The organism is Loktanella sp. R86503 (genome assembly GCF_042466455.1).
In the GTDB taxonomy this organism is placed as follows: Bacteria; Pseudomonadota; Alphaproteobacteria; order Rhodobacterales; family Rhodobacteraceae; genus Loktanella.
In genome coordinates this window covers 2,507,735-2,531,820 of sequence record NZ_JAXHCI010000002.1, presented here as the reverse complement: position 1 = coordinate 2,531,820, position 24,086 = coordinate 2,507,735, and the positions used below count along the sequence as shown (strand labels likewise).

Here is a 24,086-nt window from a genome sequence, read left to right as displayed (position 1 = left end):
CCCAAGACAGCAAAAGTGACCGGCGGCATCAGTCATAGTCATAAATATTGTCTGTAATAGCGACAAAAATTGACGGGGTCTGCGTTTAAGACGCAGACCCTGACAGGAGACACAGGATGACGCGCGCATGGACGACTTCACTTTTTATGGCGGCAGGGTGTCTGGCCCCCGCCGTAGCCTTTGCCCATTCGGATGTGGACAGCATTGCCGAAAACGCCCTTAAGCAGCCTGCGCAGATCGTGGATTGCACGCTTGAAAACGGGGATGCGGCGCAGTGTGCGTCTTATACGCTTAAGTTTGTGCCCGATGATCTGAACATTGGGCCGTTCTGCCCTGCCACGTTGGACGATGTCGGCGGTATCTGGAACTGGGATGGACAGGACGCTGGCCTTTATCGCATCGACGGCGATTATCTGAAAATGTTGTCGGGTCTTGGCTATACCTTTTACGACGAAGACGGCGTTGTGAACGTCTTTGACATCCGCGTCGAAGGCCCGGAGGCAGAGCATGAATGCATCGCCGGATCGCTGGACGAGCGCAGCGAAATGTCGATTACAACCCTGATCCCGATCGCACCTGTTCTGGCAGATCAGCCGACATCGCTTGGCACGGTTGCCAAAGTCGGGATCGCGCTGGACGGTGTGCCAATCTTTGCGGATGCGCCAAGTGTGCTGGAAACGGGTCATATGCCCGCGCTGGATACCTGCGGCGGTCACGTTGATCCGGGTGGTTGGTACCACTGGCACGCCACGGCAACGGATATCGATACGGTCTTTGACACCGATGGCGTAGATGCCAGCTGTGCGAATGTCCCGCAGGACCAGACCGCGCAGTTTGCCTATGCTTTTGACGGCTTTGCGATGTTCGGCTCGCTTGAGGCGGATGGCAGTGAACCGGTTGGGCTGGACCAGTGCGGCGGCCATATCGGCGCGACACCGGGCAGCGCGGAAGAGGTTTACCATTATCATGCGGGCGAAAGCTTTCCGAACCTGCCGACCTGCTTGATGGGTGTCGTCGCACAGGACAACTTTGCAACGACATCGGAACAGGGCATCGGCTCTGCCGGTGGACCTGCCGGGGGCGGTCAGGGTGGCCCCGATTTCGCAGGCGTCGCACAGGCGCTGGGCGTTGATCTGGCCGATCTGGAAGCAGCGCTGCAGGCAGAGGGCGGCCGTGATGCTGACCTTGCGAAAGTGGCGGCGCGGCTGAACGTCACTTTGGACGATCTGCAGGCAGCGATGCCGCGACGGCCTTAAGGGCCTGTATCACGGCGATCAGCACGGGCCGGGCTGATCGCCGTTTCACCTATAGCAAAAAGATATGGGCAAAGATGATGGCCTGCAGCAGCAGGAACACCGTATCCACCGCGATCAGCACCAGGCCTTTGACCCCCGGCGCGAACAGCTTTTGCAGCGATGTCTTGACCCCAAGCGCCGAAATCGCGACGACCAGCAGGAACCGGGATGCATCGTTGACGAAGTTCAGCAGCGATTCCGGCAGGGGCACGAAATTGCGCACCATCATCAGCGCAAGGAAGGCGACGACGAACCATGGCAGGCCCGCGGTGCCGCCCGCATCCTTGCGGAATACCAGCGCCACGACCAGCAGGACGACAGGCAGCAGCGCCACCCGCAACAGCTTGGTAAAGGTCGCGATATCGCCTGCCGTGTCGCTGACCGAATAGCCCGCGCCGACGACCTGCGCGACGTCGTGAATTGTCGCGCCGATCATGTAGCCGCTTTCGACATCCGCAAGCCCAAGCCATGTGAACAGCATGGGATAGACGATCATCGCGATGGTCGACATGGCGGTCACACCGACGACGGTCAGCAAGATATCCTCTTCTTTCAGGTACTTCTTGGGCAGGACTGCCGCAATCGCCATGGCAGCGGATGCACCGCAGATCGCGACGGACCCGCCGGTCAGCAGGCCGAACGCCGTCGTGCGCCCGAAAAGCCGCGCAAAGATGACGCCGCCCAGCAGCGTCAGCACCAGCATGCCCACCACGCCGACGATCGGCGTGATGCCCAGCTGCGACACATCCGCAAAGGTCAGCCGCAGACCCAGCAAAGCCACCCCGATCCGCAGCAGGGTGCGAGAGCAGAAACTGATCCCCTCCAACGTGCGGGGGGTGTCGGTCATAAAGTTGAACGCCATGCCGATCAGTAGGGCAAACAGCATGGCGGGGGCGTTGTAGTGTTCCGCCAGAAAGCTAGACGCGAGGGCGACCGTCACCGCCAGAATGATACCGCCGCGGTTTACCTCGATCCAAGCCAGCATGCGCGCGGCGGGGCCGGTTGCCGGGCCTGCCAATGGCCCTGTCGCGGGATCGGTTGCCGGGTAAGATGGCGCATTGGTATCGTCAGAATGGGACATAGGAAGCCTTGATCTTGGGGGCTGCAAGCGGCGTGACACCATGCCCGCGCAATCAGAGGGCTACATCCGGCACAGCTGGTGCACAAGGCTGCCAGCTTTTGCTTGACTTAAAAGTTCAAGGTCAAAGGCCAAATTTGTGTTGCAGGGGGCCTGCTTTCCCATCGTAAGCCCGCTTGTGCGAGCAATGTGCGGCGTAGGACCACGCTGGCCCGGATGGCTTCAAGTCTGGCTTGCGGCAAAGCCTTTGCCGATGATCGGACCCGTCGGGCGCCCGGTGGGTGATCCGCCAAGCGGTTCCAGCGTTACCTCGTATAGTTGCTGTGCACCGGGATCTGGAAGATCGGCGAACCGCAGGGCTGCGGCAGAGGCGGCGTTCAGGGTGCCGAGCGATGTCGGCCCCATTTCAGCCGAGGGCAGGGTCCAGACCTGCAGGCTGCGATCCGGAGGAACGGTAATATCCGCGACAAATCGGACATTTGCAGTGTCGTTCCCGTAATCGTCAATCACGGCTTGCGGCACGCCGTTGTCGTCGACCAGCACGGCAACAACCGTAGGCAGGGGTGCTGGACGCAAGGCTGCGCCGCCGAACCCGATTGCCGCACCGACCACAGAGGCCGCGATCAGACCCGGTAACCATGCCTTCGGCGCAGAGGTCAGATTTGCGGCCTTGCGCGGGGCCGCGCCTGTCGCTGCCGGAAGGGCGCGGCGGACACGCGCCGCAAAGTCCGGCGCGAGCGGAACTTGCGGTGCTGACAGATCCAAAGGCAGCATTGTGTCGCGCAATGCACCGACACGGTTTGCAAGTGCGGGATCATGGCCTAGCAGGGCTTCGAACAAGACATCCTCGGATTCGGACAACAACCCCAGGACATATTCATCTGCCAGGGCGGTGATTTCTTGTGCGCGGTCGGTCATGACAAACACTCCTTCAATGCCTGCAGGCCCCGGCGGATCAGCGATTTGATCGTGCCAAGAGGGACATCCTGACGGGTCGAAATTTCGGCGTGGCTGCATCCGGCGACGTGGGCCAGCAGGATGGCATGGCGGCTTGCGCCATCAAGACCGTGCAGGCAGTCGCGCAGGCGGCTGGTGCCGGCCAATATTTCCCACCCTTGGGTGGGTACGATCTGTTGGCGGTGTTCCTGCAGCGCCGCAAGGTCGGCCGGGGACAGTACAGTCAGGCGTTTGCCATCGCGCAGGATATTCAGGCAGCGGTTACGCAGGATCGCATAAATCCAACCGCGTGCTGACCCGGTTTGCGCATCGAACTGTCCCGCCTTGCGCCAGACCTGAACCATGGCGTCCTGCAAGGCTTCTTCGGCAAGGTCACGCCGTCCAAGGATGCGGTGCGCTGTGCCCAGCAACTGGCCGCCGTCGCTTTCTAGGATCGCATCGATCCCCCGTTGCTGCCCTGCCGCGCAGTCAAGCAAGGCGCGCCGCAACCGGTCCGCCCGGGCAGAGGTGTCTGTTTCCGTCAAGGCGCGGTCCTTTCGCACAGGCATCAGGGCATCGCATCGCCCGCCGATGGTCATGGCGATGCCGTGTGTATTCGTCATGTATTGCATCAATTTACCGGCCTTTCAAAACGAAGACACAGCCGCGCGCCGGATGGATGCAAATTTTTCTGCACTTTTCTGCATCCAATTTCAGAAGCCGCGTGTCTTCGGATTATGGACGGCGATGGACGCCGTACTTTTGCAGACCCAGACAAAGGAAAACCCATGTTTCGTATTGCAGCTTTCTCGACCACGGCCCTGACCCTGTCCATGTCGGCCGCTTTTGCCGCCCCGGCCATTGGCCTTGTGGGCGACAAGACCCTGGTGATGTTCGACACCGAAACGCTGGCCGTGTCCGGCACGATGGATGTGACCGGCGTTGACAGCCTGCTGGGTGTTGATCTGCGCCCGTCCAACAACACGCTGGTCGGTGTGACCCCAGATATGGTTATTGTCAGCATTGACCCGGCCACAGGCGAAGCAGTGGAAATGGCGACGATGGATACAGCGCTGCCGGTAGCCGATCAGCCCGTCATCGTTGACTTCAACCCGATGGCAGACAAGCTGCGTTTCATGACCGGTACGACCAACCACCGCGTTGACGTGGACACCGGCGCTGTCACCGTCGACGGCAGCCTTGACTGGCAGGAAGGCGACATGCACGTCGGTGAAACCCCTGCCATCGTTGCGGCCGCCTATATCAACAGCTTTGGCAAGCCGGAAAGCACGGCGATGTTCGATATCGACAGCACGATCGTTGCGGTGATCCAGCAGGTATCGCCCAACGACGGCACGCTGGGTGCCATAGGCAAACTGGGCATCGCGGCACCAGAGGCGAACTATGCTTTTGACATCCAGACGACCGATGCCATGGAAAACACCGGCTGGCTGGTGAACGGCACAACCTTGTATTCCGTCGATCTGGAAAGCGGTGCAGCAACCGAAGCGGGCATGATCGAAGGCGTCGATGGCATGATCCGCGACATCACAATCATGCCTGCCATGTAATCGGCAGTTTGCGTTGCGCAAACCGGCGCGGCCTTGCAAAAGGCCGCGCCTTTTTTGTCCGGATCATACCAAGCGGCGCTTGATCGGGAATGTAATGGGCAGCAATAGCCGTCGTGCAGGCGGTATGACCTGCCTGCGCGATGGCAGGCGCGGTGTCTGACATGGCGATCCCGGAAGGAATCGAACCCTCAACCTGCCGATTAGAAGTCGGCTGCTCTATCCAGTTGAGCTACGGGACCGCACGGGCGTGTTTTGCGGGGTCGGGGGGCGCTTGGCAAGCGGGTTGCGCATCAAACTGGGGTAAAACCTGAAATTCCCGGCAAGATTGCACTATTCCAAGAGCAGGCCCCGTGACACCGGATCGCAGAGCGCGTTATGAGGGCGTAACTGTCATGAAAGGTAGCCGCCCATGAAACACATTCTGCTTGGACTGTTTGTTTTGTCCGCACATCCGCTTGCGGCGCAAACGCTTTATTTTTCGGCGATTCCCGACGATGACGAATCCCGTCTGGTTGAACGCTTTGGGGCTGTGGCGGATTATCTGTCGGATACGCTGGATGTTGACGTGCAATATGTGCCCGTCAAAAGCTATGCCGCGGCTGTGACTGCCTTTGCCAACGACCAGATCCAACTGGGCTGGTTCGGCGGCTTGTCCGGTGTGCAGGCGCGCATCGCTGTGCCTAATTCCCACGCGATTGCGCAAGGCGCAGAGGACGAAACTTTCGTTACCTATTTCATCGCCAATAAGGACACCGGCCTGACGCTGGACCCCGCGTTCCCCGATCTGGCAGGACGCAGCTTTACCTTCGGCGCTGAAACATCGACCTCTGGCCGGTTGATGCCCGAATTCTACATCCGTGCCGAAACGGGCCAATCACCCGAAGAGCTTTTTTCTAATGTCGGCTTTTCCGGCGATCACGGCCAGACGCTGCGCTTGGTGGCATCGGGCGCTTACGAGATCGGTGCGCTGAATTATTCCGTCTATGACACCGCCGTCGCTGACATGACGCCAGAGGCTGCTGCGACCTCGATCATTTGGGAAACGCCGCCTTATCCCGATTACAACTGGACGATCCGCGGCGACGTGGATGCCACCTTTGGTGCCGGCTTTGCTGACAAGGTGCAGGCGGCCCTGATCGGCATGGAAGATCCGGCCCTGCTGGAATCCTTCCCGCGTAGCGCTTTCATCGCGGCTGATGATGCGCTGTATCAGCCCATCGTGGATACGGCCCGCGCGCTGGACCTGATCGACTGATGACACAGCCGCTGGTCACGCTGACGGGCGAAAGCCTTGGGTGGGGTGGCCAGCTTGCGCTGCGCGATGTGTCTTTGCAGATTGCAAAAGGTGAACGCATCGCAATTTTGGGGCGCAGCGGCGCGGGCAAAAGCACACTGCTGACCGCGCTTCACGACCGCGCACAGGTGCGGCTGGCGCTGGTGCCACAGGATCATGGGCTGATCGGGCCATTGTCCGTTTTTCACAACGTGTGGATGGGGGTTCTGGATGATCACGGCACGGCCCGCAACCTGCGCACGCTGATCTGGCCGCGTGCGGATGAACGGGCGACTGTGGCAAAGGTGCTGGACATCGTCGGCCTAGATGGTCTGGGGCGGCGGGCCGTGTCCCAGCTATCGGGCGGGCAAAGGCAGCGAGTCGCGCTGGCCCGTGCCATGCTGCGCGGCGGTGCGCTGGTGCTAGCGGACGAGCCGGTCACCGCGCTTGACCCCGAACAAGGCGCGGCCTTGCTGGATCATCTGCTGGGGGCCTTTTCAACATGCGTGCTGGTGCTGCATGACGTGGATCAGGCCTTGCGGGTTGCGACGCGCATCATTGGTCTGCGGCAGGGGCGGGTGGCCGTGGATGCGCCTGCGTCCGATCTAAGCGCAGACGATCTGCTACAGCTTTACCGATGAATTTGCGGCGGCGTCATGTGCTTGCGGGCTTTGCCGCGCTTACCCTTGTGGCGCTTTGGTTTGCCGATCTTGGCGCGATGAGGCCTGACCCTTGGATGACGCTGCGCGCCATCGGGCAGGGGATCGTGCATCCTGACTTTTCCGATATCGCGGGCCTGTTGCGGGCGACCGGCCTGACAGTTGCCTTTGCCTTTTGCGGCGTGGGGCTGGGGGCGGCTCTGGGCCTGCTGCTCGCCCCGTTCTATAGCCGCGCCGCCGTGCGCCTGACTTGCATCGCGGTGCGGTCCGTGCACGAGCTGTTCTGGGCACTGTTGTTGCTGGGCCTGACGGGGCTATCGCCCCTGACCGGCGTGCTGGCCATCGGGCTGCCCTATGCGGGCATCTTTGCCAAGGTCTTTTCCGAATACCTGGAAGACGCCGCCGCCAGCGCGCCGCTTGGCCGCCGTTTACCGCGCCTGACGGCGCTGCTGTGGGTCCGTTTGCCGCAGGCGCTGCCGCAGATGCGGACCTATACGCTCTATCGTTTGGAATGCGGTCTGCGCTCGTCTGCTGTGCTGGGGTTTATCGGCTTGCCGACCTTGGGCTTTCAGCTTGAGACTGCGTTCAAGCAGGCGCAATACGGTCAGGCTGCGGCCGTGCTGGCGCTGTTCCTCGCGCTGATCCTGCCACTACGCTTTTGGGTGATCTGGCGGCTGGTGCCGCTGATGCTCGCGGCCTCTGCCGCGGCACTGATCGTATTGCCGACGCCGCCGATGGGGCAGGGCGCGCTGATGCGCTTCCTGACAGGTATCGTGCCAAGCCCGCTGCGCACCGGAGGCGGCTGGGGCAGCTGGTTGGACAAGGTCTTCGCCCAGCAGGCCTTGCCCGGCAGTATCGACACGCTGATCTTGTCGCAAATTGCGCTGGCGACCGCGGCGCTGATTGCGGCTGTGGCGTTTCCGGCCATCGTGCCCCGCGTGGTGGGCCGCGCGGGTGCCGTGATCGGCCATGGCGTACTGGTTGTGCTGCGGTCGATCCCTGATTACATGCTCGCCTTTGTGCTGTTGCAAGTGCTGGGCCCGTCGATGCTGCCCGCAATTCTGGCGCTTGGCCTGCACAACGGCGCGATCATCGCCCACCTGCTGGGCCGTCAGGCGGCGGGGCTGCCGCAGCGCATCGGTGCGCCGCGCGGTGTGACGCTGTGGGCTTGGGATTTGTTCCCGCGCCTGTCCCCCGCATTTTGGGCCCTATGCCTGTATCGGTGGGAAATCATCCTGCGCGACAGCGCCATCATGGGCCTCCTTGGAATTGGCACGCTGGGCTTTTACATCCAAAGCAATGTGCAGACCCTGCGCATGGACCGGGTCATGGCGCTGCTTGTCGTTTCGGCCCTGCTGACGTTGCTGATTGACACGATTTCGCGGCGGTTGCGCCGCGCCATGCGCGACGGCCCGCCGCTGCGGATCGAGGCATCGCGCTGCCTTGCGACATAGGCAACCCTTGACGCCGGCGCTTTGCAGTCCTTGATAGAAAGTACACCGAAAGGAGCTGTCGTGATGGGCACCCCGGCCGATCTTACCTTTGATGTAACCGGCATGTCCTGCGCCGCCTGCGCGGGCAGGGCAGAGCGTGCGTTGTCCGAACTGCCCGGTATGCGGGATGCGCGGGTCAATTTTGCCACCGGACAGGCGCGGCTGTCGCTGGACGGGGCATCGCTGACGGACGTCACGCAGGCCCTGACCCGCGCGGGCTATCCCGCCGCCACCGCACAGATCCAGATCGAGGTGGACGGCATGACCTGCGCGTCCTGCGCGGGTACAGTCGAACGGACCTTGGCCAAGGCCCCCGGCGTGCTAGACGCGCAGGTCAATCTGGCCACCCGCCGCGCCACGGTGACGGCGCTGGTTGGCGCGGTCACGGCGCAGGAACTTGCGCAGCGTGTCACCGGTAATACCAATTATACTGCCAGCGCCGAACCCGCTGCACCGCAAGAAGATCGCACCGCGGCAGAGCAGCATGCTCTGGCGCGGGACACCGCGATTGCCGCTGCGCTAACCCTGCCGGTTTTCATCATGGAAATGGGCAGTCATGTCATCCCCGGCATGGCCGCCGCCATTGACGGCAGCATAGGGCGCACCGCGTCATGGGTCATACAGTTTGTGCTTGTGACCCTTGTGCTCATCGGTCCGGGACGCCGGTTCTTTGTTCACGGTATCCCGTCCTTACTGCGCGGCGCGCCAGAAATGAACGCGCTCGTCGCCCTTGGCGCGGGTGCGGCCTGGATTTATTCTACGGTGGCGCTGTTCGCGCCCGGCCTACTGCCAGCTGGCACGCAAGCCGTTTATTTCGAAGCTGCCGCCGTCATTGTCACCTTGATCCTGATGGGCCGCTGGCTGGAATCGCGGGCACGTGGACGCGCTGGCGCTGCGATCCGCGCCTTGGCCGGATTGCGCCCGCAGTCCGCGCAGGTCGAACGCGACGGCGCTGCGATGGAAATTGCCACAGATGCGATCGTGGTCGGTGACATTGTGATCGTCCGGCCCGGAGAGCGCTTGCCTGTCGACGGTACCGTCCTGACCGGCTCCGGCTGGGTCGACGAAAGCATGATCACCGGAGAGCCGGCACCGGTGGAAAAGAAGCCCGGTCGCAGCGTGACAGGCGGTACCGTGAACGGCGAATCCGCCTTGCGGGTGCGGGCGCAGGCCGTGGGCGCGCAGACGGTTCTGGCCGGAATTGTGCGGCTGGTGCAGGACGCGCAGGGGGCAAAGTTGCCTATTCAGGCGCTGGCCGACCGTGTCGTGCGCTGGTTTGTGCCGGCGGTTCTGGCGGTCGCAATGCTGACCGTCGCGGCTTGGTTGCTATTTGGGCCGGCCCCCGCCTTGACCTATGCGCTGGTCGCTGGCGTATCGGTTCTGATCATTGCCTGTCCCTGCGCTATGGGGCTGGCCACACCGGTCAGCGTCATGGTCGCCACGGGCCGCGCGGCTGATCTGGGCGTGCTGTTCCGCCGAGGCGATGCCCTGCAGCGCCTGTCGGATGCGACGGTGATTGCCTTTGACAAAACCGGAACCCTGACCCTTGGCGCGCCTGACCTGACTGCCTTGACCGTGACCCCCGGACGGGACGAAGACCGTGTTCTGGCACAAATCGCAGCGGTAGAGGCCGCGTCAGAGCATCCCCTTGCCCGCGCCATCGTCAAAGCCACCAAGGCGCGGGGGCTGACCGTGCCCGATGCGGCGCAGGTTACGGCCCTGACCGGCATGGGGGTGCGGGGTGTGGTGGACGGGGCGGTTGTGATCGTCGGCGCGCCGCGTCTGATGGCGCAGGAAGGGATTGATATCAGCGCCTTGCAAAACGCCGCGGATCAGATTGCGGCCTTAGCACAGACGCCCGTTTTCGCCGCAATCGACGGTGTCGCGGTTGCGGTGCTGGGCCTGTCCGATCCGGTCAAACCGAACGCCGCCAAAACCATCGCCGCCCTAAAAGCGCGGGGTTTGCGCACGGCCCTGATCACAGGCGATGCGCAAAGCGTGGCAGACGCTGTCGGGGCTAGCCTTGGCATCGATACTGTCGTGGCAGAAGTGCGGCCCGAAGGTAAAGTCGCAGCTTTGGACAATCTGCGCCGCACAGGGGGTACGCTGGTCTTTGTGGGCGATGGTATCAACGATGCCCCTGCCTTGGCCGCCGCTGACGTTGGTATTGCGGTCGGCACCGGTACTGATGTGGCGATCGAAACGGCGGATGTGGTGCTGATGTCGGGCGATCTGGCAGGGGTGGGCACGGCACTGAACCTGTCGCGGGCCACCCTGCGCAATATACGGCAGAACCTGTTCTGGGCTTTTGCCTATAACGTCGCGCTGATCCCGGTTGCGGCTGGCGCGCTATATCCGTTCACCGGCATGATGTTGTCGCCGATGCTGGCCGCCGGTGCGATGGCGGCGTCCAGTGTGCTTGTGGTGTCCAACGCGCTGCGCCTGCGCCGCGCTGGCTGACCCTTAGCCGGTGACGGATTTGCGGATCGCGGCCATATTGGTGCCGTAGACATCCGCATTGTCGACCGATCCGCCACGGAATACTGCGGAACCTGCGACCAGCACATCGGCACCGGCCTCCACGACCAATGGTGCGGTGACAGGATCGACACCGCCGTCAACCTGAATGTGGATGTCCCGGTCGCCGATCAGCTCGCGCACGCGGCGGATCTTGGCGGTCATGTCGATAAATTTTTGCCCGCCAAAACCGGGGTTCACGGTCATCACCAGCACCATGTCGGCAAGGTCCATCAGGTCGGCGACGGCATCTGCAGGGGTGCCGGGGTTCAGGGCAACGCCAGCCTTCATGCCGGCGGCGCGAATGGCCTGCAAAGTGCGGTGGATATGGGGCCCTGCCTCTATGTGCGCGGTCAGGATATCGGCACCGGCATCCGCATAGGCGTCGATATAGGCATCCACCGGAGAGATCATCAAATGCACGTCCATCACGGTTTTCACGTGCGGGCGAAAGGCTTTGACGGCGGGGGGGCCAAAGGTCAGGTTCGGCACAAAGTGGCCGTCCATCACGTCGACGTGGACCCAATCGGCACCCTGTGCCTCGATCGCGCGGATTTCGCGGCCGAAATCGGCAAAGTCTGCGGACAGGATTGAAGGGGCAATCTTGAGGCTACGGTCAAATGTCATGGCGGCATTCCTGCAAAGGGACGGGGTGTTGCGCGGCACCATCGTCCAATTGGCATCGCATTGCAATTTGCCGCTGCCCGGGGCCGGGTGGCAATCAGTCCGGTCGGACGGGATAAGTGTCAGTCAAAGACAATGACGTTGCGTTTCGCTGCGCCGGATTTGGTATCGGCGATGGCCTCGTTGATCTGGTCCAGTGGCCAGGTGCGGCTGATTAGCTCGTCCAGTTTCAGGCGGCGTTGTTGATACAGGTCCACTAACCAGGGGATGTCACGCGCGATGACGATATCACCCATTTTGGACCCGATCATGGACTGACCTGCGGCGGCCATCCGCACAGGTTCATAACTGCTGGTCGCACCCGAATGGGGCATGCCAACCATGATGACCTTGCCGCCGGGCGCAAGATATTGCGCGGCGGTGTCATAGGCGGGAATTGCGCCGACAGTGACGATAACGACGTCAGCACCCTTGCCCATCGCCTTTTTCGCGGCACGCCAAGGCTTGTCGTCGCTGGCAAGGACGCCGTCAGTGGCACCGAAATCGCGGGCGATGGCAAGTTTGTCGTCGGTCACGTCAACGGCGACAATGCGCCTTGCCCCTGCAATGCGTGCACCTTGAATGGCATTTAACCCGACGCCGCCCGCGCCGATGACCACAACGTCCTGTCCGGCACGCAGGCCGGCGGCATTGACGACCGCACCGACGCCAGTAATGACACCGCAGGCCAGCAAGGACGCGGCGACAAGGTTCATATCGTCGGGCAACCGGACGACCTGGCTTTGATCGACCACGACCCTTTCGGCAAAAGCCCCGCTGTCCATCGCAGCTTCGACTGGGGTGCCGTCACCTGCGGTAAGCGGACCCGGATGCGGGGCGGGGGCCGGGCATAGCACCGGCTTGCCGCTGTTACAGGTGGCGCAGTTGCCGCAGGCGCGGATCAGGGTCACGACGACCGCATCGCCGATGGCTAGACCGCGAATACCATCGCCCAAGCGCGTCACGTGGCCCGCGGCCTCGTGACCGTAAACAGCGGGCAGCTTGCCGCCCCAAGCCCCTTCGGCAAAGTGGATGTCCGAATGGCAGATCGCGCAGGCCTTCAGGGTGACTTCAACTTCACCCATCAAAGGCGCGCGTAGGGTCAGGGTCTGAATCTGCAGGGGTTCGCCATGGGCATGACTGACAGCGGCTTTGATCTGCGGCATGATGGACTCCTGCTATGACGTCCGGTCAGTCTGGCCTGCGGGGATGCAGGCCGCAAGACATTTGGTCAGTCGCCAAAGGGGTAAGGCGTCAGGCCAGGGTGCCGGTGCGGGTCAGGAAATCCGTCAGAATCTGCGCGTAGTCTTCGGGCTTTTCACCGCAAGGCAAATGCCCCGCGCGGCGGATCAGGGCAAAGCTGCTGCCGGGGATCAGATCCACGGTTTCCCTGACCAGATCGGGGGGTGTCGCCTTATCCTCGCTGCCTGCAATGCCCAGCGTCGGCAGGCGAAGACCGCTGGTCGGGGTAAAGAAATCGGTGCCCGAAATAGCGGCGCAGACACCAAGGTAGCCTTGGAGCGGCGTATCAACGAGCATCTGCCGCCAAGGCTGCATGGCAGGGCTGGCGCAGAACTCTGGCCCGAACCACCGCTGCATCACACCGTCTGCCATCGCCTCAAGCCCCTTGGCGCGGACGGTCGCGATCCGGTCCGCCCAGATGGCGGGGGTGCCGATCTTGGCTGCGGTATTCGACAGCACCATGGCGCGAACGATGTCCATGCGCTTGACCGCAAGCCCCTGTGCAATCATGCCGCCGACGGACAAGCCGACAAAAACGCAATCGCGCACATCCAGCGCGTCGCACACAGCCTCTGCGTCGCCGACCAGCTGACCCATGGTATAGGGGCCGTCCGGCACGCTGCTTTTGCCATGGCCGCGCTTGTCCCAACGGATATAGCGCAGGCCTTTCGGCAGCAGATCCATGACCGGATCCCACAGGTGCAACGAGGTGCCAAGCGAATTGGCAAAGACCACGGTTGGCGCGGCCGGATCGTCCAGCCCGTCAATGCGGACATGAATGGCGATATCGCCGCGGGTAACGGTGGTTTCTCTCATGCGGGGGCCTCTCATCTTGTTAGTCGTCGCCGGTGCGCTGACAGGTCGCGCATTGCGTTATCAGACATCCAGCGCGATGGCGCGGGCAAAAGTGTCAGGGTCGACGTTGCCGCCGGTGGCGATGGCGATGACCGTGTCGCCCTGCAAGCTGTCACCATGGAACAGCGCCGCAGCCAAGGCTGCCGCTCCGCCCGGTTCAATCACAATACGCAACCGGGCAAAAGCAAGCGCCATGGCGCGCAGGCAATCGTCGTCACTGACAACAAGTCCGGGGCCGCACAGGCGCTGCATGATCGGAAACGTCAGATCGCCCGGCTGCGGGGTGACGATCGCATCACATATTGATCCTTCTGCCGCGGCATTGCGCTGAGTTTCACCGCTGGCAAGACTGCGGGCCGTATCGTCGAAACCTTCGGGCTCGCAGGGGCGGGCGCGCAGGCCGGGGGCTAGTTTTTCCAATGCAAGGGCGACGCCAGCAGTCAGCCCGCCGCCGCCGCAACAGATCAGAACCTCCGCCTCAGTGATGCCCATCTTGGCAGCCTGGCTTGCGATTTCCAGACCGGCGGTGCCCTGGCCAGCCATGACCTGTGCATCGTCAAAAGGCTTGATCAATGTCAGGCCGCGCTCTGCCGACAGGCGCAAACCAATGGCATCGCGATCGTCGGCCGCGCGATCGTAAAGGACCACCTCTGCGCCCAAGGCCCGCGTATTGGCAATCTTGATCGCCGGTGCATTGGCGGGCATGACGATGACGCACGGGCTGTCATGGGCGGCTGCGGCGCGGGCAACGCCCTGCGCATGATTGCCCGACGAATAGGCGATGACACCCGCCTTGCGCTGGGCTTCGGTCAAGGCTGACACCGCTGCCCAACCGCCCCGCGCCTTGAAGCTGCCAGTATGTTGCAAGCATTCCGCTTTGACGAACACACGGCGACCCGCAATCTGATCCAGAAAGGGCGAGGAGAGCAGCGGCGTGCGCCGGACATGCCCATCAAGGCGCGCTGCAGCGGCGGTAATCATATCGAAATTCATGTCATGGACCTTATCCAAGTTTGTAATGCGGTCAGGGCAGGAACTTCGTCCAAAAACGGCACATGGCCGCGATCAGGCACTTCGGCAAAGATGCCATCCGGACGACGGCGCTGCATTTCGATCCAGGTCGCGGGTGTCAGCAGATCGCTGTTGGCGCCGCGAATGGCGGCCAGGGGCAGGAATGCCGTCGCATCAAACAGGGGCCACAGGTCCGGCATTGCAGTTTTACCGTCACCCAGCGACTGCGCCAGCGCCGGATCATAGCGGATGACCAGACCGGTTTCGGTCTGTTCATAATGCTGCTCGACTTCGGCCAGCCATCGCGCCATCGGAACATTCTGAAACGTGGTCCAGACACGGTCCCGAAAGGCCGCGGCTTCGGCATAGGTTTTCTGCGCGGGGTTCTTTCCGACATATCCGGCGATAACGGTCAGTCCCGCGGGATTAATTTCCGGCCCGATGTCGTTCAGTGCTATGCCAAGCAATCGGCCAGGTGCGGTGGCGGCCAGCATCATGGCAATCAGCCCGCCCCGGGATGTGCCCAGTATCGCCGCCTGCGCCAGCCCCAGATGATCAAGCAAGGCCAGCGCATCTTTTGCCTCGACCGGGACGGTATAGGTAGCGGGATCAGCCCAATCCGACTGGCCTCGCCCCCGGTAATCCAGCCGGATCAGCCGGACATCCAGATGCGGCGCGACGTGGTCGAAATCCGTGCCGTTGCGCGTCAGCCCCGCCAGGGCAAGTACAGGCAAACCTGTGCCGCTGTCGGTGAAATGCAGTCTGGTGCCGTCCGGCGCGGTAAAACGCGGCATCAGACATACTCCGGCAAAGTGGACAGATCGGGCAGAACATGTTCGGGCCGCGCATAAAGCCGGTCCATCGGCGCACCAAACCGGTTCGCCCAGACCGTATGAAAGCCATAGCCCGCGCCCGCGGCCGCGTCCCATCCGTTCGAGGATACGAACATCACCTGATCGCGGCGGCAGCCAAAGCGGTTGCCAACCATGTCGTAGACAGAAGGATGCGGCTTGAAGACGCCGACATCCTCGACCGACAGCGCGTCATCAAGCAGATCGTTCAATCCCGCCAGCGTGATAGCCGCGCGCAACATATCCGGCGGCCCGTTCGACAGAATCGCCGTGGTCATGCCGCGATCCTTCAGGGTGCGCAGCATGGCGGGGACCTCCGGATAAGCTTCCAGCTCCCAATAAAGCGCCAAAAGCCGTGTGCGCAGGGCCGGGTCATCCAGGCCAGCGGCCTCCATCGCCCAGTCAAGACCGTCCTGGGTCAGCTGCCAGAAATCGCAGTGCCGGTCGGCGACGGCACGTAACCAGCTGTATTCCAACTGTTTTTGCCGCCAGTCACGCGCCAGCTGTTCCCATACGGCGGCCAGTCTTTCCTGTCCCGGCTCTTGGGCAGCCCTGCGGGCGGCGGCGTTGACATCAAACAATGTGCCATAGGCGTCGAAAATGCATGTGGTGATCGTCATGGGAAGGCTCCTGTCGCTTGGCAAAGACTTGCACGACGCGGCGGCAGGGGCAAAGCGGTTTGCATCCCTTGGCACGATTCGTTAGCGTCCACGGGATTTTGAACTGAAAGGACGCAAAATGACGACTGCAAAACAGGGCGACACCGTCCGCATCCACTATACCGGCACGCTGAACGACGGCACGGTGTTCGACAGCTCGACGGGACGTGATCCGCTGGAATTCGAAGTAGGATCCGGCATGATCATCCCCGGTCTGGACGTGGCGATCCCCGGTATGACCGTCGGTGACACCAAGACTGTGAACATTTCCGCGGATCAGGCCTACGGCCCGGTCAATGATCAGGCCCGCCAGGCCGTGCCCCGCGGCGACATCCCCGCGGATATCCCGCTCGAGGTGGGCACCCAACTGCAGATGCAGACCCCTGACGGTCAGGTTGTGCCTGTCACCGTTGCCGACGTGACCGAAACCGAAGTTACGCTGGATGCAAACCACCCGCTGGCTGGCAAGGACCTGAACTTCGACATCGAGATGGTCGAGATCAAGGCAGCCTGAGCCTCGCCCTTGCGAAAAAGGCCGCGGGTCCATACCCGCGGCCAATTGGCGTTCCCGAACACCTCGGCCCCTACTTAAAAAACGTGCAGGACAGGCCCGGAACGGGCGTCCCCCTTCTTCTGGTCGAAAATATCCCGGGGGGAGTCCCGCAGGGACGGGGGGGTGGCCCCCTGCCTTCTGCCGATTTGTCGTCGAAAAATCGGCCTGCGCTACAGATGATCCGGTTGGGGCATGCCCAGAACGTGAAAGCCGCCATCGACGCGAACAATTTCGCCGTTGGTATAGGCACCTACATCAGACGCCAGATATACCGCCGTACCGCCCACCGCTTCCAATGTCGCATTGGACCGGGCGGGCGTGTTCTGCTCTGTGTGCTTGAACGTGCGGCGCGCGCCGGCGATGGCCGACCCGGCCAGCGTTTTCATGGGGCCGGGGCTGATGGCGTTCACGCGGATGCCCTGCGGGCCCAGGTCGTTCGCCAGATAACGCACGGCAGATTCCAGTGCGGCCTTGGCCACGCCCATGACGTTATAGAACGGCGTCACGCGGTTACTGCCCTGATAGGTCAGCGTCAGGATCGTGCCGCCATGGGGCATCAGCTCTGACGCGCGTTTCGCGACATCAATCAGCGAATAGCACGAAATCGTCAGCGAGTTCTGAAAGTTCGCCCGCGTCGTGTTGATGAAACGGCCAGCCAGTTCGTTTTTGTCGGAATAGGCGATGGCATGCACGACAAAATCGATGCTGCCCCACTTGTCCTTCAAGGTCTGAAATGCAGCATCCATGCTGGCGTCATCATTCACGTCAACGTCGATCATGATATCCGACCCGACACTGGCCGCCAGCGGCTCCAGTCGCTTGCCAAAGGCTTCGCCCTGATAGGTGAACGCCAGTTCCGCGCCGGCCTCGGCCATGGCCTTGGCGATGCCCCAAGCGATCGACCGCTCGTTGGCCACGCCCATAATCAGGCCGCGTTTGCCTTTCAACTCGATCATGCTCATTCCCCCTTGAAGCGCGACAGCAACATGGAACCGTTGGTGCCGCCAAAGCCGAATGAATTGGTCATGATCGTATCCAGTCCTGCGTTATCGACGCGCACCGTTGCGATTTCAGACGCATCAAGCGCCGGATCCAGCGTTTCGACGTTGATTGATGGCGCGATGAAATCATCCTGCAACATCAACAGACAATAGATCGCCTCTTGTGCGCCGGTGGCGCCCTGACTGTGGCCGGTCATCGATTTGGTCGACGAAATCGGCGGCGTGCTACCTTGGCCAAAGACGCGGCGCACGGCCTCGACTTCGCCGACATCACCCACTGGGGTGCTTGTGCCATGAGCGTTGATGTAGCTGATCTTGCGGCCCTCGGGCAGCGTTTTCAGGGCCATCCGCATCGCCCGCTCGCCGCCTTCGCCAGACGGCGCGACCATGTCGGCCCCGTCGGACGTCGCGGCAAAACCGGTAACTTCGGCATAGATCTTTGCACCGCGGGCCTGTGCACTTTCCAGCGTTTCCAGCACGACCATACCGCCGCCGCCGGCGATGACAAAGCCGTCGCGGCCCGCGTCAAACGCCCGGGACGCCTTGGTCGGCGTGTCGTTATATTTGCTGCTCATTGCGCCCATGGCGTCGAACAGGCAGGACAGGGTCCAGTCCAGTTCCTCTCCGCCGCCGGCAAACATGATGTCCTGCGTGCCAAGGGCGACCTGCTGCGCGGCCATGCCGATGCAGTGCAGGGATGTCGAGCAGGCAGAGGTGATAGAAAAATTCATGCCCTTGATCTTAAACGCTGTCGCCAAGTTGGCGCTGACGGTGGACGACATCGTCTTTGGCACAGCGAAAGGCCCGATGCGTTTTGTGGCATTCGTGGCCAGCACGGACTGATGCGCGGCGAACATGGCCGATGTGGACGGGCCGCCCGATCCGGCGATCACGCCGGTCATCGGGTTCACGATCTGATCTTCTGTTAGGCCCGCATCCGCAATCGCTTGCGTCATGGCAATATGCGCATAAGCTGCACCTGGCCCCATAAAGCGCAGAGTCCGTTTGTCCACGTGGTCGGCCACGTCGATTTTCAACGTGCCGGCGATCTGGCTGCGGAAACCGCGCTCTGCCATTTCGGGCGAGGCTTCGATGCCGCTGGTGCCTGCCTTCAGGGCAGCGGTGACTTCTTGTGCATTATTACCGATGGGGGACACGATGCCCAAACCGGTGATGACGACGCGACGCATGGCGCACTCCTTCATAGTTGGGGTATGTTTAGGCCACTGTGCCGGACTGCCGCAACCATATAGCGGTGCCGCAATGCGCCGAAGGGCAAATTCTGGGGTATTTGGCCGCAGGCGGACCGATGCGCTATGCACCCCGGTCCGCCTGACGGGCGCTTGCGATCAGCTTTCGCTCAGCGCGACTTTCATGTCTTTCACCTGATAGATGACGTCGCCATCCGCTTCGACAATGCCGTCAGCGACGCCCATCGTCAGGCGGCGAGTCTGGATCGCCTTGGTGAAGTCGATCTTGTAGGTCAGGCGTTTGCGGTCGGGGCGGACCATGCCGGTCAGCTTCACCTCGCCAACGCCAAGGGCGTAGCCGCGACCCTGCCAGCCGCGCCAGCCCAGGTTGAAACCGGTCAGCTGCCACAAGCCGTCAAGGCCAAGGCAGCCGGGCATGATGGGATTGCCGGGGAAATGGCAGTCAAAGAACCAAAGGTCCGGCGTGATGTCGAACTCCGCGACAACATGACCTTTGCCATGCGCGCCGCCATCGCCAGAGATGTCGGTGATCCGGTCCATCATCAGCATGGGCGGCGCAGGCAGTTGGGCATTGCCAGGGCCAAAAAGTTCGCCGCGTGCGCAAGCCAAAAGGGCGTCCTTGTCGAAGTGGGTGGGATACTCGGCCATGTCGATCCTTCGTGTCCGGTCCGGGCGCATCTGGCGCCGGGTAAGGGTGCGTAAATTGCGCGCCACGTCTAGCATTGCCGCCTTTGCAAGGGCAAGCCTTGCCTAACTGCCGGAAAGGCGTTGATCCGCAGGCCAGTCATCACATATGAAGTGGGCATGAGTGATTTTGCCAACCTTTCGCCGCAGACAACCGAAGCTGCAAGCCAGTGGCTTGCAGGTGCGATGCTGCGTCCGACCCGCCAACGGGTCACGCTGGCCGCCCTGCTGATGGGTGACGGGATGGATCGCCATGCCACGGCCGAAGGGCTGTTTGCCGCGGCCGCTGTGTGTGACGAACGGGTTTCGCTTGCGACTGTATACAACACGTTGCGTGCGTTCTGCGCTGCCGGCCTGCTACGAGAGATTACAGTCGATGGTGCCAAAAGCTATTTCGACACCGATATGTGCGATCACCCTCATTTTTATTGGGAAGACACCGCCGAGCTGACAGATGCCCCGCGCGAGGCTCTTGATATCCGCAGCCTGCCGTCCGCCCCAAGCGGCGGCCAGATTGTTGCTGTCGATGTCGTAATCAGATTGCGCCGCAACTGAAATATTCGTCAAAGCGTTAACAGTGCGTTAACCTTTGATGGGGCAAGTGTGGGGCATGGTTAATTCAGGACGCCGGGTTCTTCCGGGTACGGGCACTTACTTCTTCACGGTTCGCTTGGCAGACCCCACATCAGACTTTTTGACGCGGCATATCGAACTGCTGCGCCTGTCGACGCGTATGTGCCAGATCCGGTATCCGTTTGAAATTGGCGACGGCGTTGCGCTGCCTGACCGGATGCATGTGATCTGGACCCTGCCGCCAGGGGACGACAACTATCTGGTCCGGTGGCAATCCATTCGCTCTACCTTTGCGCGGCATGTGCCGCTTCAGGGGCATCACACGGCGACGATGGCGATCTGGCAACGGCGGGTCTGGAACCGGCGCATTTTAACGCAGGCCGATCTGGCGGAATGTCGCAGCCTGATCTACGACGCGCCGGTGCAGGCAGGGCTGGTGGAACAGTCTTCTGACTGGCCTTATTCAACGACCAGTCAGGCCTATATGCGCGACCGGTCCGGCGGCTCTGCGCTGCTTCATGTGATTGAAGGTGGACGCTAGCTGCAGGGCGAATTGCCTTGATCCGGCGGTATCAAAACCACTGGCCTGGTTCCATTAGGCCAAGGTCCAGCAGCTGTTGCGAATGCCATTCGAACGGCACGGAATTATGCCAGTGAAAGGTCTTGATATGCGCTGACGATCCCGGGTTGCGGCGTAGCGCCTTTGCCGTGCGAAAGGAACATAGCGACGCAGTCAGGCTGTTGTGCCAAGGGCAGGCAAACGTGTTATATTCTGCGTCATTAAACGTGTGATCGTTGCGAAGTCGCAATCCCGGCTTGGCGCGAAACAGAGAAATGCGGTCGATGCGGCGGCGTGGGGCCGGAATATGCTCTTCGAACCGCCAGCGCAGACCGCCAAAGAAATCCAGTTGCCGGTCAAGGAAAGCGTCAGCCTTATCCTTGCGGGCCAGCGCGTAATAACCGGATTTGTCCAGATGGGCATCTTGCAGGCTGACGGCCGTGGGATGGGCATCAAGATCGCGGGCATAAAGATCGACAACATAGGTCAAAAGGCTGGACCGGCGTTCCTCCATCGAAAAGGCCAGCATTTCGCCCACAGTGCGCGTTTCGCAAAACGGAAAGAACAGGTATTCGGTGTTGTATCCATAATAGATCCATTGCCCGTGGGCGGCCTCTATCACGCCGTTGACGGCATCGGTCAGGGTGCTTTCGATCGCAGTGTCGTGGTGGACACGCGTGATCTGGGCTGCAAGGTCCGGCGCGACGGGAATATCGGCCTTGCCAATGGCGATGACCTGCCGGAAGCCCGATTTCAAATGATGGCGCAGGGTGCTGTCAACTTCGACGCTGTCCTCCAGCAGAACGATTGCGATCGGCCCCTTGGCCAGCGCCGCACGGCCGTTCTGCAAAAAGTCGGTCAGGCTGGAAAATGTCATGTATACGCCGGGTCAGGAAGTTGCGCGCAAGTTCCGCGAATTTGCCCTGCATTGCAAGCCCGCGCCCCAGGCGTTAGGGAAGGGGCCGTCCCTTTGTTGTCAGGTCCCGCCCATGTCCGCGCCACGCAAGCTTTTCGTCAAGACCTATGGTTGCCAGATGAATGTCTACGACTCCGAACGTATGACAGAAGCCTTGGGCGGCGAGGGGTATGTTGCGACCGACCGGCCCGAAGACGCGGATATGATCCTGCTTAATACCTGCCATATCCGCGAAAAGGCTGCGGAAAAGGTGTATTCCGAACTGGGCCGGATGCGGGCGCTGAAGGATGCAAAGCCTGATCTGAAAATCGGTGTCGCCGGCTGCGTGGCCCAGGCCGAAGGCGAAGAGATCATGCGCCGTGCGCCGATGGTCGATCTGGTTGTAGGTCCGCAAAGTTATCACCGCCTGCCCGCGATGGACCGCGCGATTCAAATCGGTGCCAAGGCGCTGGATACCGATTTCCCCGAAGACGACAAATTTGACACGCTTCAGGCGCGCCCCAAGATGAAACGCGCCCCCGCCGCGTTCCTGACGGTGCAGGAAGGATGCGACAAGTTCTGCGCCTTTTGTGTGGTTCCCTATACCCGCGGCGCAGAGGTCAGCCGCCCGGCAGAGCGTGTGATGCGCGAGGCGCGCGAACTGGTCGATGCCGGCGTGGCAGAGATTACCTTGCTGGGGCAGAATGTGAACGCCTATCACGGTCATGGCGCCGGCCTTGCCGGTCTGATCTGGGATTTGTCGGCCATTGATGGGCTCAAGCGGATCCGCTTTACCACTAGCCACCCCAACGACATGGACGATGCGCTGATCGACGCCCATGGAACCTGCGAAAAGCTGATGCCCTATCTGCATTTGCCTGTGCAGTCCGGCTCTGACCGCATCCTGAAGGCGATGAACCGCAAGCATACGGCCGAAGGTTATCTGAAACTGGTCGACCGCATCCGCGCGGCCCGGCCCGATATCATGCTTTCTTCTGACTTTATCGTTGGATTCCCCGGCGAGACGGAAGAGGATTTCGAAGCGACGCTGGACCTGATCCGCAAGGTCGAATTCGGGCAGGCCTATTCGTTCAAATACTCGACGCGTCCGGGCACGCCTGCGGCGGAAAAGCCGCAGATGCCTGATGACGTCATGACGGAACGGCTTTTCCGTTTGCAGGCCCTGCTGACGCAGCAGCAACGCAAGATTCAAGACGAGATGGTCGGCCGGACAGTCGGCGTGCTGTTTGAAAAACCGGGCCGGATTGCGGGCCAGATGATCGGCAAGTCCGACTATCTGCATGCGGTCTATGCCGAAGCGCCGGCGAACGTGCTGGGGCAGGTTCGCCAGGTCAGAATCACGACAGCCGGTACGAATTCCTTGGGCGGCGAACTCGTCGGCTGAAAATTGCCTGTACCATCGGGTGTTAACGATTTATTAAGAAATGCGCGGATCGGCAACCGACTGTTGCCGGTGGCGACACAATATGTTGTTATTTTCGCTTCCAATACCCGCTAATCTGGCTAAAACTCCGCGCATTGTGTGCTATACATAGACGTTCATACCCGTGGGGGTTTGAGATGTTTCAATAAAGAGGTATTCGCTGTGGCAACCACCCCGACCCAATTTGCAAAGGCCGCGCTTGCGGGCGTTCTGGCGCTGACCGTTGTCGCCGGGGGCGCATCTGCCCAGCAGGTTAACCGTTCCGAAAAGTACGTTCCGACGATCTGGATCGATCCCGATGGCTGCGAGCATTGGGCCATGGACGACGGGGCCGAAGGTTTCATGTCGCCGCACCGCCGCCGTGACGGCAGCGCGGTGTGCCACCGGTCTGAAATTTGCGGTGTGGTGCCGACCGATCAGCTGTTCGCAACTGATAAATATACGATCAGCGCCGCTGGCCGCGCGACCTTGCAGAACTTTTTCCAGACGGCAAACGCCTTTGGCTTCATGATTTACGGTCACACGGACAGCCGTGCATCGGACGAATACAACATGCGTTTGTCGGCCAACCGCGCTAATGCCGTTGCCGGCGTGGCCCAGTCCGTTGGCGGCCGCGTTGTCGACGTCCGTGGCCTTGGCGAACGTCAGCCGCGCGCCGACAATACCTCCGCTGCCGGGATGCAAGAAAACCGCCGCGTCGAAATCTACTGCATCCGCTAATAGGGAACCCTGATATGAAAATCGTGAAACTCATCGGGCTTCTAGCCGTTGGCGGCGTACTTGCTGCATGTGAAGGTGGCGAAGGCGTTCGCCGCATTGGCGACGACAAGTCCATCGACGGCGGTGTCAACGCGCACCACCTGTCCACCCTGGTCGCTGGCGTCTGGGTCGATCCAGAAGGCTGCGATCACTGGATCATCGACGACGGCGTCGAAGGCTACTTGTCAGAACGTCTGACGCCCGATGGTCTGCCGGTCTGTTCCGGCGTTGCCCCGCCAAACACGGCCGTTGGCCCGTTCAAGGCAGGCTCCCCGATCCCGGACAGCTTGTAATTTGCTTCGAT

The 24,086-nt window shown here is 61.7% G+C and carries 25 protein-coding genes and 1 tRNA gene; 12 read left to right on the top strand and 14 right to left on the bottom strand.

Annotated features, from left to right (window positions below; translation table 11 throughout):
- Positions 1-116: 116 nt before the first annotated feature.
- Positions 117-1,256, top strand: a complete 1,140-nt coding sequence (locus SJY10_RS13435; RefSeq protein ID WP_386683450.1) for a YHYH protein — start codon at positions 117-119, stop codon at positions 1,254-1,256.
- A 49-nt stretch (positions 1,257-1,305) separates the two neighbouring features.
- Here the strand turns inward: SJY10_RS13435 and SJY10_RS13430 are convergent, their stop codons facing one another.
- From SJY10_RS13430 to SJY10_RS13420, 3 genes are all read right to left on the bottom strand, one after another.
- Positions 1,306-2,376, bottom strand: a complete 1,071-nt coding sequence (locus SJY10_RS13430) for a YeiH family protein (RefSeq protein WP_386683448.1) — start codon at positions 2,374-2,376, stop codon at positions 1,306-1,308.
- Between the two features lie 219 nt (positions 2,377-2,595).
- Positions 2,596-3,291 (bottom strand): anti-sigma factor domain-containing protein, encoded by a 696-nt coding sequence (locus SJY10_RS13425; protein ID WP_386683446.1) that lies wholly within the window; start codon positions 3,289-3,291, stop codon positions 2,596-2,598.
- Positions 3,288-3,932 (bottom strand): sigma-70 family RNA polymerase sigma factor, encoded by a 645-nt coding sequence (locus SJY10_RS13420; protein WP_386683444.1) that lies wholly within the window; start codon positions 3,930-3,932, stop codon positions 3,288-3,290. The genes SJY10_RS13425 and SJY10_RS13420 overlap by 4 nt, the downstream gene beginning before the upstream one ends.
- A 165-nt stretch (positions 3,933-4,097) precedes the next feature.
- Here SJY10_RS13420 and SJY10_RS13415 point away from each other — a divergent pair, with 165 nt between their 5' ends.
- Positions 4,098-4,880: a DUF4394 domain-containing protein gene (locus SJY10_RS13415; protein ID WP_386683442.1), complete on the top strand. Its 783-nt coding sequence runs from the start codon at positions 4,098-4,100 to the stop codon at positions 4,878-4,880.
- A gap of 162 nt (positions 4,881-5,042) precedes the next feature.
- On the opposite strand, the gene SJY10_RS13410 is transcribed toward SJY10_RS13415, so the two are convergent.
- Positions 5,043-5,119 (bottom strand) — tRNA-Arg (locus SJY10_RS13410).
- Positions 5,120-5,289: 170 nt separating this feature from the next.
- Between SJY10_RS13410 and SJY10_RS13405 the strand changes: the two genes are divergently transcribed.
- The 4 genes from SJY10_RS13405 to SJY10_RS13390 all read left to right on the top strand — a co-directional run bounded on the left by SJY10_RS13405 (position 5,290) and on the right by SJY10_RS13390 (position 10,765).
- On the top strand, positions 5,290-6,135 hold the full coding sequence (locus SJY10_RS13405; protein ID WP_386683440.1) for a putative selenate ABC transporter substrate-binding protein: 846 nt from the start codon (positions 5,290-5,292) through the stop codon (positions 6,133-6,135).
- Complete coding sequence (locus SJY10_RS13400; RefSeq protein WP_386683438.1) at positions 6,135-6,794, top strand: ATP-binding cassette domain-containing protein; 660 nt, start codon at positions 6,135-6,137, stop codon at positions 6,792-6,794. The genes SJY10_RS13405 and SJY10_RS13400 overlap by 1 nt, the downstream gene beginning before the upstream one ends.
- Positions 6,791-8,266, top strand: a complete 1,476-nt coding sequence (locus SJY10_RS13395) for a PhnE/PtxC family ABC transporter permease (protein ID WP_386683436.1) — start codon at positions 6,791-6,793, stop codon at positions 8,264-8,266. Before SJY10_RS13400 ends, SJY10_RS13395 begins: the two co-directional genes overlap by 4 nt.
- Before the next feature lie 63 nt (positions 8,267-8,329).
- A complete protein-coding gene (locus SJY10_RS13390; protein WP_386684680.1) occupies positions 8,330-10,765 on the top strand; it encodes a heavy metal translocating P-type ATPase in 2,436 nt (811 codons plus the stop codon).
- 3 nt (positions 10,766-10,768) lie between these two features.
- Here the strand turns inward: SJY10_RS13390 and rpe are convergent, their stop codons facing one another.
- From rpe to SJY10_RS13360, 6 genes are all read right to left on the bottom strand, one after another.
- Positions 10,769-11,449 (bottom strand): ribulose-phosphate 3-epimerase, encoded by a 681-nt coding sequence (gene rpe / locus SJY10_RS13385; protein ID WP_386683434.1) that lies wholly within the window; start codon positions 11,447-11,449, stop codon positions 10,769-10,771.
- A 119-nt stretch (positions 11,450-11,568) separates the two neighbouring features.
- Positions 11,569-12,651, bottom strand: coding sequence for a zinc-binding dehydrogenase (locus tag SJY10_RS13380; RefSeq protein WP_386683432.1), 1,083 nt, complete (start codon positions 12,649-12,651; stop codon positions 11,569-11,571).
- Between the two features lie 88 nt (positions 12,652-12,739).
- Positions 12,740-13,543 (bottom strand): 3-oxoadipate enol-lactonase, encoded by an 804-nt coding sequence (gene pcaD / locus SJY10_RS13375; RefSeq protein ID WP_386683430.1) that lies wholly within the window; start codon positions 13,541-13,543, stop codon positions 12,740-12,742.
- 60 nt (positions 13,544-13,603) lie between these two features.
- Positions 13,604-14,575, bottom strand: coding sequence for a threonine/serine dehydratase (locus SJY10_RS13370; protein ID WP_386683428.1), 972 nt, complete (start codon positions 14,573-14,575; stop codon positions 13,604-13,606).
- Positions 14,572-15,387, bottom strand: a complete 816-nt coding sequence (locus tag SJY10_RS13365) for an alpha/beta fold hydrolase (protein ID WP_386683426.1) — start codon at positions 15,385-15,387, stop codon at positions 14,572-14,574. The genes SJY10_RS13370 and SJY10_RS13365 overlap by 4 nt, the downstream gene beginning before the upstream one ends.
- Positions 15,387-16,064 (bottom strand): haloacid dehalogenase type II, encoded by a 678-nt coding sequence (locus SJY10_RS13360; RefSeq protein WP_386683424.1) that lies wholly within the window; start codon positions 16,062-16,064, stop codon positions 15,387-15,389. The genes SJY10_RS13365 and SJY10_RS13360 overlap by 1 nt, the downstream gene beginning before the upstream one ends.
- A gap of 118 nt (positions 16,065-16,182) precedes the next feature.
- Here SJY10_RS13360 and SJY10_RS13355 point away from each other — a divergent pair, with 118 nt between their 5' ends.
- Positions 16,183-16,617, top strand: a complete 435-nt coding sequence (locus SJY10_RS13355; protein ID WP_386683422.1) for a peptidylprolyl isomerase — start codon at positions 16,183-16,185, stop codon at positions 16,615-16,617.
- 209 nt (positions 16,618-16,826) lie between these two features.
- Here the strand turns inward: SJY10_RS13355 and SJY10_RS13350 are convergent, their stop codons facing one another.
- From SJY10_RS13350 to fabA, 3 genes are all read right to left on the bottom strand, one after another.
- A complete protein-coding gene (locus SJY10_RS13350) occupies positions 16,827-17,612 on the bottom strand; it encodes an enoyl-ACP reductase (RefSeq protein ID WP_386683420.1) in 786 nt (261 codons plus the stop codon).
- A 2-nt stretch (positions 17,613-17,614) separates the two neighbouring features.
- The gene (fabB, locus tag SJY10_RS13345) at positions 17,615-18,847 is read right to left on the bottom strand and encodes a beta-ketoacyl-ACP synthase I (RefSeq protein ID WP_386683418.1); all 1,233 of its coding nucleotides are present in this window, start codon (positions 18,845-18,847) and stop codon (positions 17,615-17,617) included.
- Positions 18,848-19,006: 159 nt separating this feature from the next.
- On the bottom strand, positions 19,007-19,516 hold the full coding sequence (fabA, locus tag SJY10_RS13340; protein ID WP_386683416.1) for a bifunctional 3-hydroxydecanoyl-ACP dehydratase/trans-2-decenoyl-ACP isomerase: 510 nt from the start codon (positions 19,514-19,516) through the stop codon (positions 19,007-19,009).
- Between the two features lie 156 nt (positions 19,517-19,672).
- Between fabA and irrA the strand changes: the two genes are divergently transcribed.
- Positions 19,673-20,107 carry an iron response transcriptional regulator IrrA gene (irrA, locus tag SJY10_RS13335; protein WP_386683414.1) on the top strand — a complete coding sequence of 145 codons (435 nt, stop codon included), beginning with the start codon at positions 19,673-19,675 and terminating at the stop codon, positions 20,105-20,107.
- A 115-nt stretch (positions 20,108-20,222) separates the two neighbouring features.
- Positions 20,223-20,666 (top strand): transposase, encoded by a 444-nt coding sequence (locus tag SJY10_RS13330; RefSeq protein ID WP_386683412.1) that lies wholly within the window; start codon positions 20,223-20,225, stop codon positions 20,664-20,666.
- A gap of 31 nt (positions 20,667-20,697) precedes the next feature.
- On the opposite strand, the gene SJY10_RS13325 is transcribed toward SJY10_RS13330, so the two are convergent.
- Positions 20,698-21,561 carry a hypothetical protein gene (locus tag SJY10_RS13325; RefSeq protein ID WP_386683410.1) on the bottom strand — a complete coding sequence of 288 codons (864 nt, stop codon included), beginning with the start codon at positions 21,559-21,561 and terminating at the stop codon, positions 20,698-20,700.
- 112 nt (positions 21,562-21,673) lie between these two features.
- On the opposite strand from SJY10_RS13325, the gene miaB reads away from it, so the two are divergent.
- The 3 genes from miaB (at position 21,674) to SJY10_RS13310 (ending at position 24,075) form a co-directional block, all read left to right on the top strand.
- Positions 21,674-22,984, top strand: a complete 1,311-nt coding sequence (miaB, locus tag SJY10_RS13320; protein ID WP_386683408.1) for a tRNA (N6-isopentenyl adenosine(37)-C2)-methylthiotransferase MiaB — start codon at positions 21,674-21,676, stop codon at positions 22,982-22,984.
- A gap of 201 nt (positions 22,985-23,185) precedes the next feature.
- Positions 23,186-23,743: an OmpA family protein gene (locus tag SJY10_RS13315; RefSeq protein WP_386683406.1), complete on the top strand. Its 558-nt coding sequence runs from the start codon at positions 23,186-23,188 to the stop codon at positions 23,741-23,743.
- Positions 23,744-23,757: 14 nt separating this feature from the next.
- On the top strand, positions 23,758-24,075 hold the full coding sequence (locus SJY10_RS13310) for a hypothetical protein (protein WP_386683404.1): 318 nt from the start codon (positions 23,758-23,760) through the stop codon (positions 24,073-24,075).
- Positions 24,076-24,086: the final 11 nt, after the last annotated feature.

Excerpts from the sequence above, each read along its gene's own strand:
- miaB (WP_386683408.1), top strand. The coding sequence starts at position 21,674 with ATGTCCGCGCCACGCAAGCTTTTCGTCAAGACCTATGGTTGCCAGATG.
- SJY10_RS13420 (WP_386683444.1), bottom strand. The coding sequence starts at position 3,932 with ATGACGAATACACACGGCATCGCCATGACCATCGGCGGGCGATGCGAT.
- SJY10_RS13430 (WP_386683448.1), bottom strand. The coding sequence starts at position 2,376 with ATGTCCCATTCTGACGATACCAATGCGCCATCTTACCCGGCAACCGAT.
- fabB (WP_386683418.1), bottom strand. The coding sequence starts at position 18,847 with ATGCGTCGCGTCGTCATCACCGGTTTGGGCATCGTGTCCCCCATCGGT.
- SJY10_RS13415 (WP_386683442.1), top strand. The coding sequence starts at position 4,098 with ATGTTTCGTATTGCAGCTTTCTCGACCACGGCCCTGACCCTGTCCATG.
- SJY10_RS13355 (WP_386683422.1), top strand. The coding sequence starts at position 16,183 with ATGACGACTGCAAAACAGGGCGACACCGTCCGCATCCACTATACCGGC.
- irrA (WP_386683414.1), top strand. The coding sequence starts at position 19,673 with ATGAGTGATTTTGCCAACCTTTCGCCGCAGACAACCGAAGCTGCAAGC.
- SJY10_RS13365 (WP_386683426.1), bottom strand. The coding sequence starts at position 15,387 with ATGCCGCGTTTTACCGCGCCGGACGGCACCAGACTGCATTTCACCGAC.
- SJY10_RS13380 (WP_386683432.1), bottom strand. The coding sequence starts at position 12,651 with ATGCCGCAGATCAAAGCCGCTGTCAGTCATGCCCATGGCGAACCCCTG.
- SJY10_RS13395 (WP_386683436.1), top strand. The coding sequence starts at position 6,791 with ATGAATTTGCGGCGGCGTCATGTGCTTGCGGGCTTTGCCGCGCTTACC.
- SJY10_RS13325 (WP_386683410.1), bottom strand. The coding sequence starts at position 21,561 with ATGACATTTTCCAGCCTGACCGACTTTTTGCAGAACGGCCGTGCGGCG.
- SJY10_RS13405 (WP_386683440.1), top strand. The coding sequence starts at position 5,290 with ATGAAACACATTCTGCTTGGACTGTTTGTTTTGTCCGCACATCCGCTT.
- SJY10_RS13390 (WP_386684680.1), top strand. The coding sequence starts at position 8,330 with ATGGGCACCCCGGCCGATCTTACCTTTGATGTAACCGGCATGTCCTGC.
- SJY10_RS13370 (WP_386683428.1), bottom strand. The coding sequence starts at position 14,575 with ATGAATTTCGATATGATTACCGCCGCTGCAGCGCGCCTTGATGGGCAT.
- pcaD (WP_386683430.1), bottom strand. The coding sequence starts at position 13,543 with ATGAGAGAAACCACCGTTACCCGCGGCGATATCGCCATTCATGTCCGC.
- fabA (WP_386683416.1), bottom strand. The coding sequence starts at position 19,516 with ATGGCCGAGTATCCCACCCACTTCGACAAGGACGCCCTTTTGGCTTGC.
- SJY10_RS13350 (WP_386683420.1), bottom strand. The coding sequence starts at position 17,612 with ATGATCGAGTTGAAAGGCAAACGCGGCCTGATTATGGGCGTGGCCAAC.
- SJY10_RS13360 (WP_386683424.1), bottom strand. The coding sequence starts at position 16,064 with ATGACGATCACCACATGCATTTTCGACGCCTATGGCACATTGTTTGAT.
- SJY10_RS13310 (WP_386683404.1), top strand. The coding sequence starts at position 23,758 with ATGAAAATCGTGAAACTCATCGGGCTTCTAGCCGTTGGCGGCGTACTT.
- rpe (WP_386683434.1), bottom strand. The coding sequence starts at position 11,449 with ATGACATTTGACCGTAGCCTCAAGATTGCCCCTTCAATCCTGTCCGCA.
- SJY10_RS13400 (WP_386683438.1), top strand. The coding sequence starts at position 6,135 with ATGACACAGCCGCTGGTCACGCTGACGGGCGAAAGCCTTGGGTGGGGT.
- SJY10_RS13435 (WP_386683450.1), top strand. The coding sequence starts at position 117 with ATGACGCGCGCATGGACGACTTCACTTTTTATGGCGGCAGGGTGTCTG.
- SJY10_RS13425 (WP_386683446.1), bottom strand. The coding sequence starts at position 3,291 with ATGACCGACCGCGCACAAGAAATCACCGCCCTGGCAGATGAATATGTC.